The following is a 16,714-nucleotide window of genomic DNA, read 5'->3' as shown; positions in this document are numbered from 1 at the left end:
TGGCCCGAATACATTTACCCTAGGTGGAAAAGCCTTCGCTCTGTAAAACGGCATAAAATACGGGAGGGGAATAGGGAGGATGGAACAAAAAAACTGGCACCAGCGGAGTGGGGAGGAGCTTCTCGAACGGTTCGGCGTCTCGCGGGAGCAGGGGCTGACCGAAGAAGAGGCGCGGCGCAGGCAGGAGCAAAGCGGCTGGAATGAGCTGCAGGAAATGCAGAAAGTGTCGCCGCTGCTCCTCTTCTTGAACCAATTCAAGGATTTCATGATGCTCGTACTGATGGCAGCTACCTTGATATCTGGACTTCTCGGTGAATATTTGGACGCCGTTACTATAATAGCCATCATCATCCTGAACGGAGTCCTGGGCTTTATCCAGGAATTTCGCGCCGAACGGTCGCTTAGGGCGCTCAAGCAGTTGTCTGCTCCCCATGCCAAAGTTTTGCGGGAAGGACGCTTCCGCGATATTACGGCGCGAGAGCTCGTACCAGGTGATATCGTCATGGTGGAGAGCGGAGACCGTATTCCGGCCGATATCCGCTGGCTGGAGACGAGCAGTCTCGATGCCGAGGAATCTGCGTTAACCGGCGAATCTCATCCGGTAAATAAGCATTCGGAGACGATCCGGGAAAGCGAAGTTCCGCTTGGCGATCAGAAAAATATCGGCTTCATGGGAACGATGGTGACCCGCGGGAGTGGAAAGGGCATCGTCATTCGCACAGGGATGGAAACGGAAATGGGCAAAATCGCCGACCTGATCCAGAATACGGAGGCGCAGGAGACACCGCTGCAGCGGAGGCTCGAGCAGCTCGGCAAAATTTTGATTTATTTGGCTCTCGCCTTGACGGTTCTTGTCGTCGTGGTCGGAATCATTCACGGGCAGCCCGCCGGAAGCATGTTCTTGGCTGGGGTAAGCCTGGCTGTTGCGGCTATTCCAGAGGGCTTGCCGGCAATTGTGACGATTGCCCTTGCGTTAGGGGTACAGCGGATGATTAAGCGCAAAGCAATCGTGCGCAAGCTTCCGTCCGTCGAGACGCTTGGCTGCGCTTCGGTCATCTGCTCCGACAAGACTGGCACTTTGACACAAAATAAAATGACGGTTACGCATGTTTGGCTGGAAGGGCGGCCGCTTGAAGTAACTGGCGACGGGTATGAGCCGGTCGGCCATGTTATGGAGCAGGGGCAGCCGCTCGACGTGAAGAAGGACCAGAGCCTGCGCCGTTTGCTGCAAATTAGCGCATTGTGCGGCAATGCCGTCATTTACGAGGAAGAAGAGGAAGAGAGCGCAGGCAGCCGGCGTAAAGGCAAAGAGGAGCCTGGGGGATCCCGCTGGCAGTTGAAGGGAGACCCGACGGAAGGGGCGCTCGTCACCTTAGCGGCCAAAATGGGGCTGACCGCAAGCACGCTAAGCGGAGTATACAAGCGTGAGAAGGAGCATCCTTTCGATTCCAAACGCAAAAGAATGTCCGTCGTTGTATCCCATCAGGGCGGAGCCCTGGCTTTTGTGAAAGGGGCTCCGGATATGCTGCTGGAGCGCTGCTCGTACATATTATGGGAGGGTAAGGTCGTGCCTTTCACGGGCACGCTGCGCCAAAGGGTGCAGGCCGCGAACGAAGACATGGCGCGCCGGGCGCTCCGCGTTCTGGGCATGGCTTATCGCGAGCTCCGCTCCCATGAAAATACGAACAGCGAGGATGCGGTAGAATCACAGCTGGTATTCGTCGGCCTGACCGGCATGATCGACCCGCCGCGGCGGGAGGTTCGCGATGCAATCGCGGTCTGCCGCAAAGCGGGCATTAAGACGGTGATGATTACAGGGGATCATGGGCTCACCGCCGAAGCGATCGCCCAGGATTTAGGGATTTTGCAGCGTGGCGGCGAATCGGTCTCCGGCTCGGAGCTGAACATGCTCAGCGACGAGGAGCTGGAAGCGAAGGCGGACGGCATTAGCGTCTATTCCCGGGTATCGCCGGAGCATAAGCTGCGCATCGTGAAGGCTCTGCAGCGGAGGGGGCATGTGGTTGCCATGACAGGAGACGGTGTCAATGATGCCCCCGCTATCAAAGCGGCCGACATTGGCATCGCCATGGGGATCACGGGAACCGACGTTTCCAAAGAAGCGTCCTCGCTCATTTTGACCGACGATAATTTCTCGTCGATTGTCGCCGCGATCGAGGAAGGACGGAACATTTACGAGAATATACGCAAATTCATCAGGTATTTGCTGGCCTCCAATGTGGGCGAAATATTGACGATGCTGTTCGCCATGCTGGCCGGTCTGCCGCTGCCGCTCATGCCGATCCAAATTCTCTGGGTAAATTTAGTGACGGACGGCCTGCCTGCTATGGCGCTCGGGGTGGATCAGCCGGAGAAGGATCTGATGGAGCATAAGCCGCGCGGCGCAACCGAGAACATCTTTGCCCGCCGCCTCGGCTGGAAGATTCTGAGCCGGGGCCTGCTGATCGGCCTGTGTACGCTCGGCGCCTTCTGGATTACACTGCAGAGCAATCCGGGAGCGGAAGGCCAGCTCGTTAAGGCGCAATCGGTGGCGTTTGCCACGCTGGTCATGGCCCAGCTCATCCATGTCTTCGACTGCCGCAGCTCGCGGTCTATTTTCCACCGCAACATTTTGCAGAACCGCCTGCTCGTCATCGCGGTGTTATCTTCCATTCTACTGCTGCTTGGCGTTATCTACATTGAGCCGCTGCAGCCGATTTTCAAGACCGTTCCGCTTTCGCCGCGGGAATGGTCCATTACTCTCGTGGCCGCGGGCATTCCAACGTTCCTGCTCGGCGCGGGCAGCGTCTGGTCAGGGCGGAGGAACCGCCGCAAGTACAACAGTTCGGGCCCGTTCGCACCGGCGAAGAGTACAAATATTCGTGCATAAAATCAATACCTTTTCGAGCCCTCAAATTATAGACTAACCCCATAGTTTAGCTTTGCTGGCCAAAGCTTGAAGGGGTGGTTTTGATGAAATTTACGAAAATGCACGGGCTCGGAAATGATTTCCTTGTGATTGACGGAGAGAAGGAACTGCCGGAGTATGCTTCTTCTCTCGCTGTGAAATGGTGCAACCGCTATTTCGGCGCGGGGGCCGACGGATTGGTGTTTATTTTGCCGTCGGAGCGGGCGGACTTCCAAATGAGAATCTTTAATTCCGACGGAACAGAGGCGGAGCAATGCGGAAACGCCATTCGCTGCGTCTGCAAGTACGTGTATGAGAAGGGGTATATCGACCGCAGGAAGGTCAGCATTGAAACGTTGGGCGCCGGCGTGCAACTGGCGGAGCTGAAGACGGATTCAGGCGCAGTCTCGTCCGTGCGCATCGACATGGGGGAGCCTATTCTTCGCGGGCGCGCCGTTCCGACCACGCTGGAAGCAAGCCCGGTACTGGATTGGCCGCTGGAAGTAAACGGACAGCGATTCAGGTTTACGGCGGTCTCCATGGGCAACCCCCACTGCGTTATTTTTGTCGAAGATGCAGCTGTGTTTGATCTGTATAAGTGGGGGCCCATGCTCGAGGAGCATCCTATTTTCCCGCAAAAAACAAATGTCGAATTCGCTACAGTTACGGCCCGGGACCGCGTGGAAATGCGGGTATGGGAACGGGGCGCCGGCTCGACCCTGGCCTGTGGAACCGGCGCCTGCGCTACGCTGGTCGCCTCCGTTCTGCACGGATATACAGACCGCGCAGCCTGGATCGGCCTCGCGGGCGGTGATTTATATGTGGAGTGGAGCGAAACGGATAACCATGTATACATGAGCGGTCCTGCGGAGACGGTGTACGAAGGGAGGATCGGGCAATTGCGCTAAGAAGAGGCCAGGAGGCCTCTTCTTTTTTGCTCTCTCAAAGCCGGTTCGATGGTAGGGAATGGCAGCGCTCGCGGCTAGAGGGTACGATGCTTTTTCTAACCATTCAGCCTGATTTTGTGGTACATTAGAATGAAAACGAGTTTGCGATAGATCTTGAAATAGAATGTGGGCTGTGGAGGTAAGGAATATGAGGCCGGATTTACGCGAGAAAATGAAGCATGAGGTACTGATCGGGGACGGGGCGCTGGGCACTTATTTATATCAGCTCGGTTTTCCCGTAGGCATTTCTTATGAAGAATTTAATTTACTAAGACCTGAAGTCATTGGCGACGTCCATCGCCGTTATATAGAGGCTGGGGCGCAGCTGCTGGAGACGAACACGTTCTCGGCGAATTATTATAAGCTCGCTAAGTTCGGATTGGAATCCAAGGTGGAGGAAATCAACAAAGCGGCCGTACGCATTGCCAGAAACGTAGCGGGCACAGACGCTTATGTTGCCGGGGCGGTAGGGTCGATTCGCGGCGGGAAAAGGGTCAACGTCTCCGTTCCGGAGCTGAATAAATATTATGAGCAGCAAATTGCCGCTTTGCTGACGGAAGATGTTGATGCGCTTCTGTTCGAAACCTTCTATGACCTGGAGGAAATGCGGATTGCGCTAGGCAAAGCGCGGCAGCATACTTCTATTCCTGTCATCTGCCAGTTCGCTGTCGATCAGCTAGGCCGGACCTTGGACGGCTACAGTATAAAGGAAGCCTTCGGAGTTTTGCGCCAGGAGGGCGCCGACGTGCTCGGCTTCAATTGCCATTCAGGCCCTAAGGGGATCATGAGCGTAATGGAGCGTCTCGGGGGGCCGCTTGATATTCCGCTGTCCGTCTTCCCGAATGCGGGTTTAGCGGACTATATAGATGGAGAATATGTATATGGAGCAACTCCGGAGTATTTCGGTGAATGCGCGCTTTCCTTCGCGGACCTGGGCGCCCGGCTGGTTGGCGGCTGCTGCGGCACGACGCCGGAGCATATTTCCGCAATTGCCGGGGCGCTCGCCGATTACACGGCCCAGCCGCTCCAGGAAGGGGCGGCTTTGCCGGAGGTAAGGCCTTCCATCGTTGCTGCTGAGCGGGAGAATCAGGCTGGGGAGAGCTTCGGGGGGCAAGCTGCAGAGCCGAGCATCGTGGATCTCGTGAAAGAGCGCCATACGGTCATCGTCGAGCTCGATCCGCCGCGCGATCTGGATATCCGCAGATTTATGGATGGAGCAGCCGCTCTGAAGGAGGCGGGAGTCGATGCCTTGACTCTGGCTGATAACTCGCTGGCTGTCACGCGGATGAGCAATATGGCGCTGGGACATCTCGTCCAGTCCGAGACGGGGCTGCGTCCGCTCATTCATATTGCCTGCCGCGACCGCAACCTCATCGGCACCCAGTCGCACATGATGGGCTTTGATGCCCTTGGAATCGACCATGTGCTGGCCGTAACCGGCGATCCGGCCCGCTTCGGCGATTTGCCCGGTTCGAGCTCGGTATATGATTTGACTTCCTTTGAAATCATCCGTATGATCAAGCAGCTTAATGAAGGGATCGCCTTCTCGGGCAAACCGCTGAAGCAAAAGGCGAAGTTCGTCGTCGGCGCCGCCTTCAACCCGAACGTGAAGCATTTGCATAAAGCCGTCGAGCGTCTGGAGAAAAAGATCGCCTCTGGCGCGGACTATATCATGACCCAGCCAGTCTACGACCCTGAGCTGATCGTTGCGGTCAAAGAGGCGACCGCTCACCTGGATATCCCGATCTTCATCGGCATTATGCCGCTGGCCAGCGGTAAAAATGCCGAGTATCTGCACAACGAGGTTCCCGGCATCCAGCTATCAGACAGCGTCAGAAAGCGGATGGATGGGCTGCAGGGAGAGGAAGGCCGCAAAGTCGGCGTGGAAATCGCCAAGGAATTGCTGGACACGGCTTTGGAGCATTTTAACGGCATTTATTTGATAACTCCATTTATGTTTTATGAAATGAGCGTCATTTTGAGTAATTATGTCTGGGAGAAATCCGCACATCGATCACGCTACTTGTCTCGTTCATAATTATCAATTACAATAGGGTAACGGATGTGATACCTTTGTCTCACAGTATGACAGGATACGGACAGTCCGCCAGGCATTACGGCGGTTATGTTATTCAATTTGAAATTAAATCCGTCAATCACCGGTATGCCGAAATCGTTCTTCGCATGCCCCGGGAATGGACATGTTATGAGGATGGGCTGCGGCGTCTTGTGCAGCGGCATGTCAAGCGTGGCCGGATTGACGTATACATCAGCAAAGAGCGCGACGACAGCAGCTCTTTGCCATTTGTATTGAATTCTTCCATGGTGCAGTCTTACTTGCAGGCAGCTGAGGAGCTTAACCGGAGTTTCGGTATAAAGGCAGATCTCACGGCCAGGGATATTTTGACCCTGCCTGATGTGTTAACGGCTCCCGATCTGTCTGGGGAGGAAGCCATCTCGCAAGATGGTGAATGGGAGAGCGTGCTGCAGGACGGGCTGGATGAGGCGGTATCCGGGCTGCTGCGCATGCGCGAGAAGGAGGGGCTTCATCTCGTTCGCGATTTGGAGAACCGGCTGCTTAAACTGGATGAGCTTCATGCCGAAATCGTAAGGCTCGCTCCGGAAGTGGTGAGCGATTACCGCGCCCGCTTGCAAGGCCGGCTCAATGAACTGTTTGACGGCGCGCTGGATGAGCAGAGATTTGCGATGGAGATTGCGCTGTTTGCGGACCGGTCCAACATCGACGAGGAACTGATCCGATTGAAGAGCCATTTCGAGCAGTGCCGCGGGTTGCTGAATGCCCGCGAGCCGATCGGGCGCAAGCTGGATTTTTTAATACAGGAAATGAATCGCGAAACCAATACGATCGGATCAAAGGCCAACCACTTGGCTTTAGTCAACCGTGTTTTGGAAATGAAAGCAGAATTGGAGAAGATTCGCGAGCAGGCGGCAAATATGGAGTGAGGCTCCACGGTTTGCAAACGAATCGAGAAAATTAGGGGGAACTACCTAACCATGGCAATTAAACTTATTAACATCGGTTTTGGAAATATCGTATCGGCAAATCGCATCATTTCCATTGTCAGCCCGGAGTCCGCTCCGATCAAGCGGATTATTCAAGAGGCGAGAGACCGTCATATGCTCATCGACGCCACTTATGGGCGCCGTACCCGGGCGGTTATCATCACGGATAGCGACCATGTCATTTTATCGGCGGTACAGCCGGAGACGGTCGCGCATCGTCTATCCATCAAAGACGACGACAACGACGAATAATGGAGAGAACAATGGCAAAAGGGCTACTTATCGTATTATCTGGACCGTCCGGAGTGGGGAAAGGAACGGTCTGCAATGAATTGAGGCATCGTTTGCCGGAGCTTGTGTATTCCGTGTCTGCGACGACAAGGCAGCCGCGGCTGGGCGAGGAGCACGGTGTGAATTATTTTTTTAAGACCCGCGAACAGTTTGTTGAAATGATCCAGAACGACCAGCTGCTTGAATATGCGGAGTATGTCGGCAACTATTATGGGACTCCGCGTGATTTCGTGGAGCAGACGATCGAGAGCGGCAAGGATATCATTTTGGAAATCGAGGTTCAGGGCGCGCTGAAAGTGAAGGAGAAGTTCCCGGAGGGCATATTCGTGTTCCTGCTCCCGCCATCCCTGGACGAGCTAAAAGGGCGGATTCAAGGGCGAGGTACGGAGAATCAGGCGACGATTGATCATCGGATGTCCGTGGCTGCGGATGAAATCGCCCTGCTCAAACACTATGATTACGCCGTCGTTAACGACGAAATTGATCTGGCCTGCAAGAGAATTGAAGCCATCATTACAGCCGAGCATTGCAAAGTCAGGAAATAACCGAGCGCAGCTGTGCTGTGATTCGATGAATACTTGAAGAGGTGTTGTTGAATATGTTGTATCCATCTATTGATAAAATGCTGGATAAAGTCGACAGTAAATACTCCCTGGTTGTAGCTGCATCCCGCAGAGCAAGACAGCTCAGAGAAGGGGATAAGAGCGAATTGCAGCAGCCGAAATCCCATAAGCAGGTCGGCGTTGCGCTGGAGGAAATTTACGGAGATTTCATCAAGATCAAGCGGGATGAAGGCGAGAACCAGAACGCTGACGAATAAGAAGCATGGCCTCCGGGCTGCTATTAGACACTTTTAGTGTTTTTTTCACGACAACCGCGAGGTTGTTGTTTTTTTCTGTAAGGAATAGGGGCGGAAAGAGAGGGGATCACCGATGTTAACCGGCAAAAAAATACTGCTGGGGGTTACCGGCGGCATCGCTGCCTTCAAGGCGGCATCGCTCTGCAGCAAGCTCGTGCAGCAAGGCGCAGAGGTCCGCGTCATTATGACGGAGTCGGCGACGAAGTTCATTTCGGAGCTGACGCTGCAGGCGCTGTCCAAGCACCCTGTCTACACGGATACGTTTGAGGAGAAGAACCCGCAGGTCATCGCGCACATCGACCTTGCGGATTGGGCTGATCTGGTGCTGATCGCGCCGGCTACCGCAAATATCATCGCCAAAATGACTGTAGGGCTGGCGGATGATATGCTATCCACTACATTGCTTGCGACAGAGGCTCCCATCATGCTGGCTCCGGCGATGAACGTCCATATGTATACCCATCCGGCAGTGACCCGTAATTTAGCGGAGCTTACCGCTCGCGGAGTAATGATGGTGGAGCCGGGAAGTGGTCTGCTTGCCTGCGGTTATACAGGAAAGGGCCGGATGGAGGAGCCGGAAAATATCATTGCTGCGGTCGAGGCTTATTTTGCTCGTCAGGGGCGGGCGGCGCAGCGGCCGCTGGCGGGTAAAAAGGTCATTGTTACCGCGGGGGGGACGGTGGAGCGGCTGGACCCCGTACGTTATATTACGAACGATTCGTCTGGCAAGATGGGATTTGCAATCGCCAAGGCCGCCTTGGATCTGGGGGCGGAAGTAACGATTGTCGCGGGCCGGACGGACGTATCCCCGCCGCTTCACCGGGAGGGATTGTCTCTCGTTCGCGTCGAGTCTGCCCAGGATATGTATGAAGCGGTCAACACGCTATGGGCGGATACTGATATTCTCGTCAAAGCGGCTGCCGTTGCGGATTACCGTCCTAAACAGGCTGCCGACCGCAAGATCAAGAAGTCTGGGGATTCCATGACATTGGAGCTTGTCAAGAACATCGACATTCTGGAGACACTGGGGCGGAGTAAACGGTCGCAATTTTTGATCGGATTTGCCGCCGAGACGGATCGTCTTGAGGAGCATGCGATGGACAAGCTGCGGCGTAAAAACTGTGATCTTATTATAGCTAACGATGTAACTGCCGAGGGTGCGGGCTTTGGCACCGATACAAATATTGTGCATGTATACGATGCCAATGGACAGGTAGAGACGATTCCGCAGGCGTCCAAGGAGGAAATCGGGCTCAGGATTATGGAGCTGGCCGCGGCGCGTTTGACGGGAGAGTCGAAGTAATGTACAGAATGGCTAAAGTAATTGTCGATGTGCCGAGCCGGGAAACCGACCGGCCTTTTGATTATTTGATTCCTGAGTCCATGAGCAGCTGGATTGAAGTGGGGAGCCGGGTCGGGGTGCCTTTTGGCCGCCGGACCGTACAAGGGTTCGTCGTTTCCCTGCATGAAGAGCTGGAGATGGATTCTTCGAAAATGAAGCCGATTGATGAACTGCTTGATCTGCTGCCCCCGCTGCCTCCGGATTTGGTGGAGCTGGCGGCATGGATGAGCCGCAAATATGCCTGCAGCATGATTTCGGCGTTGCAGGCCATGATTCCTTCGGCATTAAAGGGCAAGGCGGAAAGATATATTCACGTCGCCGATGAGCATGAGAATGAAGGGGAGCAGACAGCAGAACCGGGGGTTCTGTTCGGCTCACAAGCCCTTCTGGGTCCGGCTGAACGTGAGATCGTCGGTTATATCCACCAGGCTGGCCCGGTGACGATGGCTCATTTAAGCGGCCGTTATCCGGATAAAGTTGAAGTGATTAAAAACTTGCTTGGACAAGGGATATTATTCGAGAGCCAGGCGATTAAAGACCGGATCAGGAAAAAAACCGTAAAAACCGTTGCTGCAGCCGTCAGCGGGGAAGCAGCCAAAGAGGCGCTTGCTTCGTTTGGAGGAAAGGCGCGCCGCCAGCAGGAAGTACTGCAGTTCCTGCTGGAAGTGGGCGTTCCCTTATCGATGCAGGAAGTACTGTCCACGCTGCGTGTTACGGCAGGGACGGTCAAGAGCCTTGCGGATAAAGGCTATGCAACGATTACAGACGTAGAGGTGTTCCGCGATCCATACCAGGATCGCCGTTTCAAGGCCACGAAGCCGCTGGAACGCACGCCCGAGCAAGAGAACGTCTACCGTTATCTTGCCGAGGCGATCGATTCCCGCCGGCAGCGCGTGTTTCTGCTGCACGGAGTGACCGGCAGCGGGAAGACGGAGGTCTATTTACAAACGATCGAGCGCTGCATTTCGCAGGGCCGGCAGGCGATCGTCCTCGTTCCGGAAATATCGCTGACCCCGCAAATGGTGGAGCGTTTCAAGGGAAGGTTCGGCAGCAAGGTCGCCGTGATGCATAGCCGCCTGTCGACCGGAGAGCGCTATGATGAATGGCGGAAAATCCGCGAGGGCCGCGTCCAGGTAGCGATCGGAGCACGTTCCGCCGTGTTCGCCCCTTTTGCCGATCTGGGATTGATCGTCATGGACGAAGAACATGAAACATCCTACAAGCAGGAGGAAACGCCGAAATATCATGCGCGGGATGTGGCGGTAGAACGGGCTCGCCAGCATGGTGCTGCGGTCATTCTAGGCTCGGCGACCCCTTCACTGGAGAGCTATCATGCTGCGCGATCACTGAGCAGCGATGATTTCGCTCCAATGATTCTTGAGATGAAGCAGCGCGCCTCGGGCAGCCGTCTGCCCGGCGTTCAAATCATCGACATGCGCGAGGAGCTGCGAGAGGGCAACCGCTCTATGTTCAGCCGGGCTCTGCATCAGGGAATCGCCCAGCGGATCGAGCGGGGGGAACAGACCGTGCTGTTCCTTAACCGCCGTGGATACTCGACGTTCGTCATGTGCCGGACCTGCGGTTATGTGGCGGAATGTCCGGAGTGCGACATATCGCTGACGTATCATCAGAAGTCCAACAACTTAAGATGCCATTATTGCGGTTATGCGACCCCTACCCCTACGGAGTGCCCAGAATGCCAAAGCGAGCATATCCGCTATTTTGGAACGGGGACGCAAAGGGTAGAGGGCGAGCTGTCCAAGCTGTTCCCGGGTATCCGGGTCATTCGCATGGATGTGGATACGACGAGCGAGAAGGGCTCGCATGAGAAATTGCTGCAGGCGTTTCGGGAGAAGAAAGGCGATGTGCTGCTCGGCACGCAAATGGTCGCTAAAGGCCTGGACTTCCCGGAAGTGACGCTCGTTGGCGTAATCGCTGCAGATACGGCGCTGAATTTGCCCGATTTTCGTTCGGCGGAAAAAACGTTCCAGCTGCTGACCCAGGTGGCCGGGCGGGCCGGACGCCATCAGCTGCCGGGCGAAGTATATATTCAGACGTACATGCCAGAGCATTATTCGATCATTCATTCCAGCAGGCATGATTATCATTCCTTTGTGAGGGAAGAGCTGCAGCACCGTAAATTGCTGCATTACCCGCCTTATAGCCACCTGATCCTCGTGACCCTCTCCCATGAGCAGCTTCCTGTACTGCTGCGGATGGCAGAGAACTTCGCCAGCGAATTGCGGGGCAAGGCGCAGCGTCTCGGCTGGTTCGGCGATTTGGACCGGCGGACGGCAGAGGCGTTAGACGTTCTCGGGCCTGTAGCCTCGCCGCTCCCCCGCATCAAGAACCGATACCGGTTCCAATGTATGGTAAAATATCGGGGAGATCTGGATGCGGTGTCTCTCGTACGCGAGATTTCAGCGGCTATGATGGGCCAACTGCGGGATGCGTCATTGCAAATCAGCATCGATGTTGACCCGCAGATGCTGATGTAAGGCCGGGCCTGACCGCTTAAAAGGCGCGTTCCGGCCGGAGCATCGGGGCGGAAGGCTGCATATATATTTTGTTAAGAACAGGTAAATCTAAGAAGAGGCAAGAGGAGGATGTTCCCAGTATGGCGATTCGGATTATTGTCAACGAACCGGATGAAGTGCTGCATCAGGTAGCCAAAGAAGTGAAGAAAATTACCCCTAACGTGCAGAAGCTCCTAACGGACATGGCGGATACGATGTACGATGCGGAAGGAGTCGGGCTGGCTGCCCCGCAAATAGGGATTCTGAAACGGGTGATTGTCGTCGATGTTGGGGATGAGCATGGGCTGATTGAGCTGATCAACCCGGAAATCGTCTCTTCGGAAGGGGAGCAATTCGGACCCGAGGGCTGCTTGAGCATACCCGGTTACCGCGGCGATGTAAGACGAGCGATGCAGGTTACGGTCAAAGGGCTGGATCGCAACGGCAAGGAAGTGACTTATACGGGGACGGAGCTGCTGGCTCGGGCATTTCAGCACGAAATCGATCACTTGAACGGTGTGTTGTATACGGACATTGCGGAAAGAGTATATGAAATTACGCCTGAGGGTGAAGAGAAGGAGTGACTTCGCAGTTGAATATCGTGTTTATGGGAACTCCCCAGTTCGCTGTACCTTCCCTGGAAGGGCTGCTGCGCGAGGGGTATAACGTGGTAGGCGTCGTGACGCAGCCGGACCGGCCGCAGGGACGCAAGAAGGTATTGATGCCTACGCCGGTAAAGGAGGCTGCCTTGAAGCACGGCCTTCCCGTGCTCCAGCCGCAGCGCATGAGGGCGCCTGAGGCGATCGAGGAGTTGGCGGCGCTGCAGCCGGATCTTATCGTTACTGCCGCCTACGGCCAGATTTTGCCGAAGGCTGTGCTTGATTTGCCGCAACATGGCTGCCTGAATGTCCACGGCTCGCTGCTCCCGAAATATCGGGGCGGCGCGCCGATTCAGCGTTCGATCATGAACGGGGAGAAGGAGACGGGAATCACGCTGATGTACATGGCGGAAGGGCTGGATACCGGGGACATGATCGCCAAATCTGTCGTTCCGATCGAAGATGAGGACACCGCCGGGACGATGTTCGAGAAGCTGAGTCTGGCCGGAGCCGAGCTGCTGCTGAAGCAGCTTCCGCTGATTCTGGAAGGGCGGGCCGAGCGGATTCCACAGAACGACGAGGAGTCCACGTATGCCCCTAATTTGTCCCGGGAGGACGAGAAAATCGACTGGACATCGACGTCGCGGGCGATCTATGACCAGGTTAGAGGCCTAGTGCCGTACTCTGGCGGATATACGCTCTGGAATGGTGATGTATTTAAAGTGTGGGCCGTAGCTAAGCCTGCTCCTGCTAGTGCGGGTATGGGTACAGGGGAACAAGCGGGCGGACAAGCTCCAGGCACGGTGCTGCATTTATCGGAGCGGGGAATCGAAGTGAAGACGGGCGATGGCTCCGTCCTGTTAACACGGGTTCAGCCCGCAGGCAAAAAAGCGATGGAAGCCTCCGAGTTTATTCGCGGCGGCGTCATGCAGCCGGGGATGGTACTTGAATGAGCAGGGACAAGGAAAGCCGCCCGAGCGGCGGAGCACGGGTAAAGCATGGGGGAAATGCGGGCGCCGCGTCCAAAGCCGGACAGCAGGGCGCGAAGGGCGGACCGCGCCGGCAGCACAAGGCTTCAGCCCGCGATACGGCCCTGCATGTGCTGACTGAAGTGGAGCAGGAGGGCGCGTACAGCAATCTGCTGCTGAACTCCGCGCTGCAGAAGTCCGGCCTGGCGGGACCGGAAGCAGGACTTGCCACCGAGCTCGTATACGGCACGATTTCCCGCAAGAATACGATCGATTATTATCTTGATCAATTCGTGGCTAAGGGAGTGGCTAAGCTGCAGCCTTGGGTACGCAACTTGCTGCGGCTGAGCTTCTACCAAATTTATTATTTAGACCGGATTCCTCCGCATGCCGCTGTCAATGAAGCGGTGAACATCGCCAAACGCAGAGGGCATCAGGGGATATCGGGAATGGTCAACGGGGTGCTTCGCAATGTGCTGCGACACAAGGAGGAGCTGAAGCTGCCCGAGGATCTGCCATCGGCACGCCGGATTGCCCTGGAGCATTCGCATCCCGAGTGGCTGGTGGCAAGATGGGTCGACCAATACGGCGAAGAGACCGCCGAGGCTATTTGCCGCGCGAACAATGAGTCCCCTCCAGTCAGTGTGAGGGTCAACCAAACGCGGATCAGCAGGGATCAGCTCATGCAGCAGTTGGAAGAGCAGGGGCTGAAGGTAGCCGCCTCCAAGGTTTCTCCCGACGGAATTATCGTGCTGAGCGGGGGGAATATGGCGTTAACGTCGTGGTATGAGGACGGTTTATTATCGATCCAGGATGAGAGCTCAATGCTGGTGGCCGAGGCCGTGAAACCTGAGGCCGGGATGAAGGTGCTGGACTGCTGCGCAGCTCCGGGGGGCAAGACCTGCCATATGGCGGAGCGCATGAACGGCTCGGGCGAAGTGTTCGCGAACGACATTCACCCGCATAAGGTGAAGCTGATCGCCGATCAGGCTTCCCGTTTACACCTTGGCAATGTCCAAGCCTTGGCGGGGGATGCGATGGAGCTTGACAAGCGTTATGCGCCAGAAAGCTTTGACCGTATTTTGCTGGATGCCCCATGCTCTGGACTAGGCGTTATTCGGCGCAAGCCTGATTTGAAATGGGCCAAGACGCCGGAGGATATCGCCGAGATCACCAGCATTCAGCGTGACTTACTTGATCGGGTGAGTCCTCTTCTCAAACCGGGCGGGGTGCTGGTATACAGTACATGCACGATTGAACCAAGGGAGAATGAAGAGATGGTAAGACAGTTTCTTGATCGCCATCCCGACTTCGAACCTGCTCCAGAGATGGCGGAGTGGCAGCGGCTCGTCCCGGAGTCTGGTTCGGATAACCGGGAAAATGGGATGACCCCGGAAGCAATAGGCTTGCAAATCCTGCCGCAGCATTATCATTCGGACGGTTTCTATATCGCACGGTTAACGAAACGTGCAAAATTTGAATAAAATCTGGAAAATATGTGATTTACGAACCAGGAAATTTCTTATATAATAAACGAAGATGAAGCACATCTCTTGACTCGCGTGCAGCGAGTAGAAGAGCTGTGCTTTTTTTGCGGGGGACAAATTCCTTAATTTATCAGGTTATCCAATTAAAAGGAGGTCTTTGGTCCTGTCATCACGAAATAGGAGGGAGGGGTGCAATGTACATAGGGACAAGGGATAAATGATAATCGATAAGGAAGTGGGTAACGATGAGAAGACGGGTTGCTTTATTGCTGGCTGGGTGGATATTTGTAATGAACGCGCATTTTATTGTGGGTGTTAAGGCTGCAGGCACGGGTTTTAAGGATGTAAAACCAGACCATTGGGCGGGCAAAGCGATTGAAGCGGCGGTAGGCAAAGGGTATTTCAAAGGCTACGCAGACGGGACATTTCAGCCGAACGCTACTGTTACGCGAGCAGAGTTTGCGGCCTTGCTGGCCCGCGTGGCGGAGGGCGAGGCGAAGGTGAATCCTGCGGCAAGCTTCGCGGATCTAGCCGGGCACTGGAGCGAGGCAGAGGTCAAGCGGGCGATTGCCCTTGGTTTTGTGCAGCCTAGCGATTATCCCGATGGCTTCAAGCCCAACACGCCGATTACACGCTATGAAATTGCGAAATGGATGGCATCCGGTTTGGCTGAGGCTGACCCGGACTACAGGCAGGCTCTGGAGGATACCAAGACAACAGTTATTCCGGTGAAGGAATATTTTAATCCAGGTATACCTGAATCTAAGTCCTCTTATATCGCTGTTGCCTTAGGTACGAAGCTGTTAAGCGGTTATCCGGACGGCTCTTTTGGTATGGATCTGAAGGCAACCCGTGCAGAGACAGCTGCCATTTTGCTAAATTATGAGAATGCAAGCCTGAAGCAGGCGGATCAATTTCTGGGACTTCGAGAGCTGCGTCAGGTAGGTACGGAACGAACCAACCTTGAGACGATCAGCCCTTTTACGACAGGGAATACGTCATTTAATAATGTGGTTGATAAAACCTATACTTTCAAGAATAACGCCGGCACCTTGAAGCTCCACCATTATATTGTCGTGGATACGGAGGACTTCAAGGATATCAGCAGCATATATGCGCCGTTGTTTGTGGATGAGACTGATTATGTGGAGCGGATTGATAAACCGGGAAATTATCGGGTGTATATGCAAGTTACTATTTATCCGAAGGCGAGTGAGTTTGATTTAGGACATTATATGAATGGAACAAGGTCAAATCTTTTAGGTAGCACGAGGGTAGGAAATTCAAATATAACTGAGAAATATGGTTATCTAACGCTTCCTAATAGAGATGCTAAGGAATTTTTTAAAATGAAAAATATAGGTGAAGGGATAACTTTATGGATTGAGAGCTATGTAAAAGAACGAAGCAGTTTCACCATTGACGATAATTCTTATGTAGCTACTATGAAAAAATAATACTATGGAGATGGAACAATGAAGAAATGTTTGGTTGTTTTTTTAACCCCGTTCCTAATCTCAGTTTTATTATCGATTCCAGTATCCAGTGATGGGTTCGAAAATGGCTACCCTACAACCGATATAGAGGTAACGCCAAATGGACCGGTATATCTCCAAACGATTAAAGTTCAAGTAAAAGGGGAAGCATTAGCTAGACCTAAGGTTGTATGGGTGCAGTCTGATACGGAATTATGGAGTGCAACTTATGGAAATACAAAAGTAGAGACTGGTACGTATAGTAGCAGGGATAATGCTCTTCCTTTAAAAAAACAAACTG

General features: G+C 54.4%; 13 protein-coding genes. All 13 read left to right on the top strand.

Annotated elements, in window-relative coordinates; genetic code table 11:
* The first annotated feature begins 79 nt into the window (after window positions 1–79).
* Window positions 80–2,887 carry a calcium-translocating P-type ATPase, SERCA-type gene (locus GNP95_RS07745; protein ID WP_155610285.1) on the top strand — a complete coding sequence of 936 codons (2,808 nt, stop codon included), beginning with the start codon at window positions 80–82 and terminating at the stop codon, window positions 2,885–2,887.
* An 83-nt stretch (window positions 2,888–2,970) separates the two neighbouring features.
* On the top strand, window positions 2,971–3,813 hold the full coding sequence (dapF, locus tag GNP95_RS07740; RefSeq protein WP_155610284.1) for a diaminopimelate epimerase: 843 nt from the start codon (window positions 2,971–2,973) through the stop codon (window positions 3,811–3,813).
* A gap of 187 nt (window positions 3,814–4,000) precedes the next feature.
* Entirely contained in the window at window positions 4,001–5,890 is a 1,890-nt protein-coding gene (locus GNP95_RS07735) for a bifunctional homocysteine S-methyltransferase/methylenetetrahydrofolate reductase (protein WP_155610283.1), read from the top strand.
* 35 nt (window positions 5,891–5,925) lie between these two features.
* The gene (locus GNP95_RS07730) at window positions 5,926–6,816 is read left to right on the top strand and encodes a YicC/YloC family endoribonuclease (RefSeq protein WP_155610282.1); all 891 of its coding nucleotides are present in this window, start codon (window positions 5,926–5,928) and stop codon (window positions 6,814–6,816) included.
* Between the two features lie 51 nt (window positions 6,817–6,867).
* On the top strand, window positions 6,868–7,128 hold the full coding sequence (gene remA / locus GNP95_RS07725) for an extracellular matrix/biofilm regulator RemA (RefSeq protein ID WP_019639066.1): 261 nt from the start codon (window positions 6,868–6,870) through the stop codon (window positions 7,126–7,128).
* An 11-nt stretch (window positions 7,129–7,139) separates the two neighbouring features.
* On the top strand, window positions 7,140–7,712 hold the full coding sequence (gene gmk / locus GNP95_RS07720) for a guanylate kinase (protein ID WP_155610281.1): 573 nt from the start codon (window positions 7,140–7,142) through the stop codon (window positions 7,710–7,712).
* 53 nt (window positions 7,713–7,765) lie between these two features.
* Window positions 7,766–7,987 (top strand): DNA-directed RNA polymerase subunit omega, encoded by a 222-nt coding sequence (gene rpoZ, locus GNP95_RS07715; protein WP_155610280.1) that lies wholly within the window; start codon window positions 7,766–7,768, stop codon window positions 7,985–7,987.
* A gap of 112 nt (window positions 7,988–8,099) precedes the next feature.
* Window positions 8,100–9,329: a bifunctional phosphopantothenoylcysteine decarboxylase/phosphopantothenate--cysteine ligase CoaBC gene (coaBC, locus tag GNP95_RS07710; RefSeq protein ID WP_155610279.1), complete on the top strand. Its 1,230-nt coding sequence runs from the start codon at window positions 8,100–8,102 to the stop codon at window positions 9,327–9,329.
* A complete protein-coding gene (gene priA / locus GNP95_RS07705; RefSeq protein ID WP_155610278.1) occupies window positions 9,329–11,866 on the top strand; it encodes a primosomal protein N' in 2,538 nt (845 codons plus the stop codon). The genes coaBC and priA overlap by 1 nt, the downstream gene beginning before the upstream one ends.
* A 119-nt stretch (window positions 11,867–11,985) precedes the next feature.
* Window positions 11,986–12,468, top strand: coding sequence for a peptide deformylase (gene def, locus GNP95_RS07700; protein ID WP_155610277.1), 483 nt, complete (start codon window positions 11,986–11,988; stop codon window positions 12,466–12,468).
* Window positions 12,469–12,476: 8 nt separating this feature from the next.
* Window positions 12,477–13,436: a methionyl-tRNA formyltransferase gene (fmt, locus tag GNP95_RS07695; RefSeq protein ID WP_155610276.1), complete on the top strand. Its 960-nt coding sequence runs from the start codon at window positions 12,477–12,479 to the stop codon at window positions 13,434–13,436.
* Window positions 13,433–14,935, top strand: coding sequence for a 16S rRNA (cytosine(967)-C(5))-methyltransferase RsmB (rsmB, locus tag GNP95_RS07690; RefSeq protein WP_155610275.1), 1,503 nt, complete (start codon window positions 13,433–13,435; stop codon window positions 14,933–14,935). Before fmt ends, rsmB begins: the two co-directional genes overlap by 4 nt.
* Window positions 14,936–15,183: 248 nt before the next feature.
* Entirely contained in the window at window positions 15,184–16,395 is a 1,212-nt protein-coding gene (locus GNP95_RS07685) for an S-layer homology domain-containing protein (RefSeq protein ID WP_155610274.1), read from the top strand.
* Window positions 16,396–16,714: the final 319 nt, after the last annotated feature.

It is taken from the genome of Paenibacillus woosongensis (assembly GCF_009725165.1).
GTDB classification, from domain to species: domain Bacteria; phylum Bacillota; class Bacilli; order Paenibacillales; family Paenibacillaceae; genus Fontibacillus; species Fontibacillus woosongensis.
The sequence above is the reverse complement of the archived record's forward strand: the minus strand, read 5'-3'. Positions and strand labels throughout refer to the sequence as shown.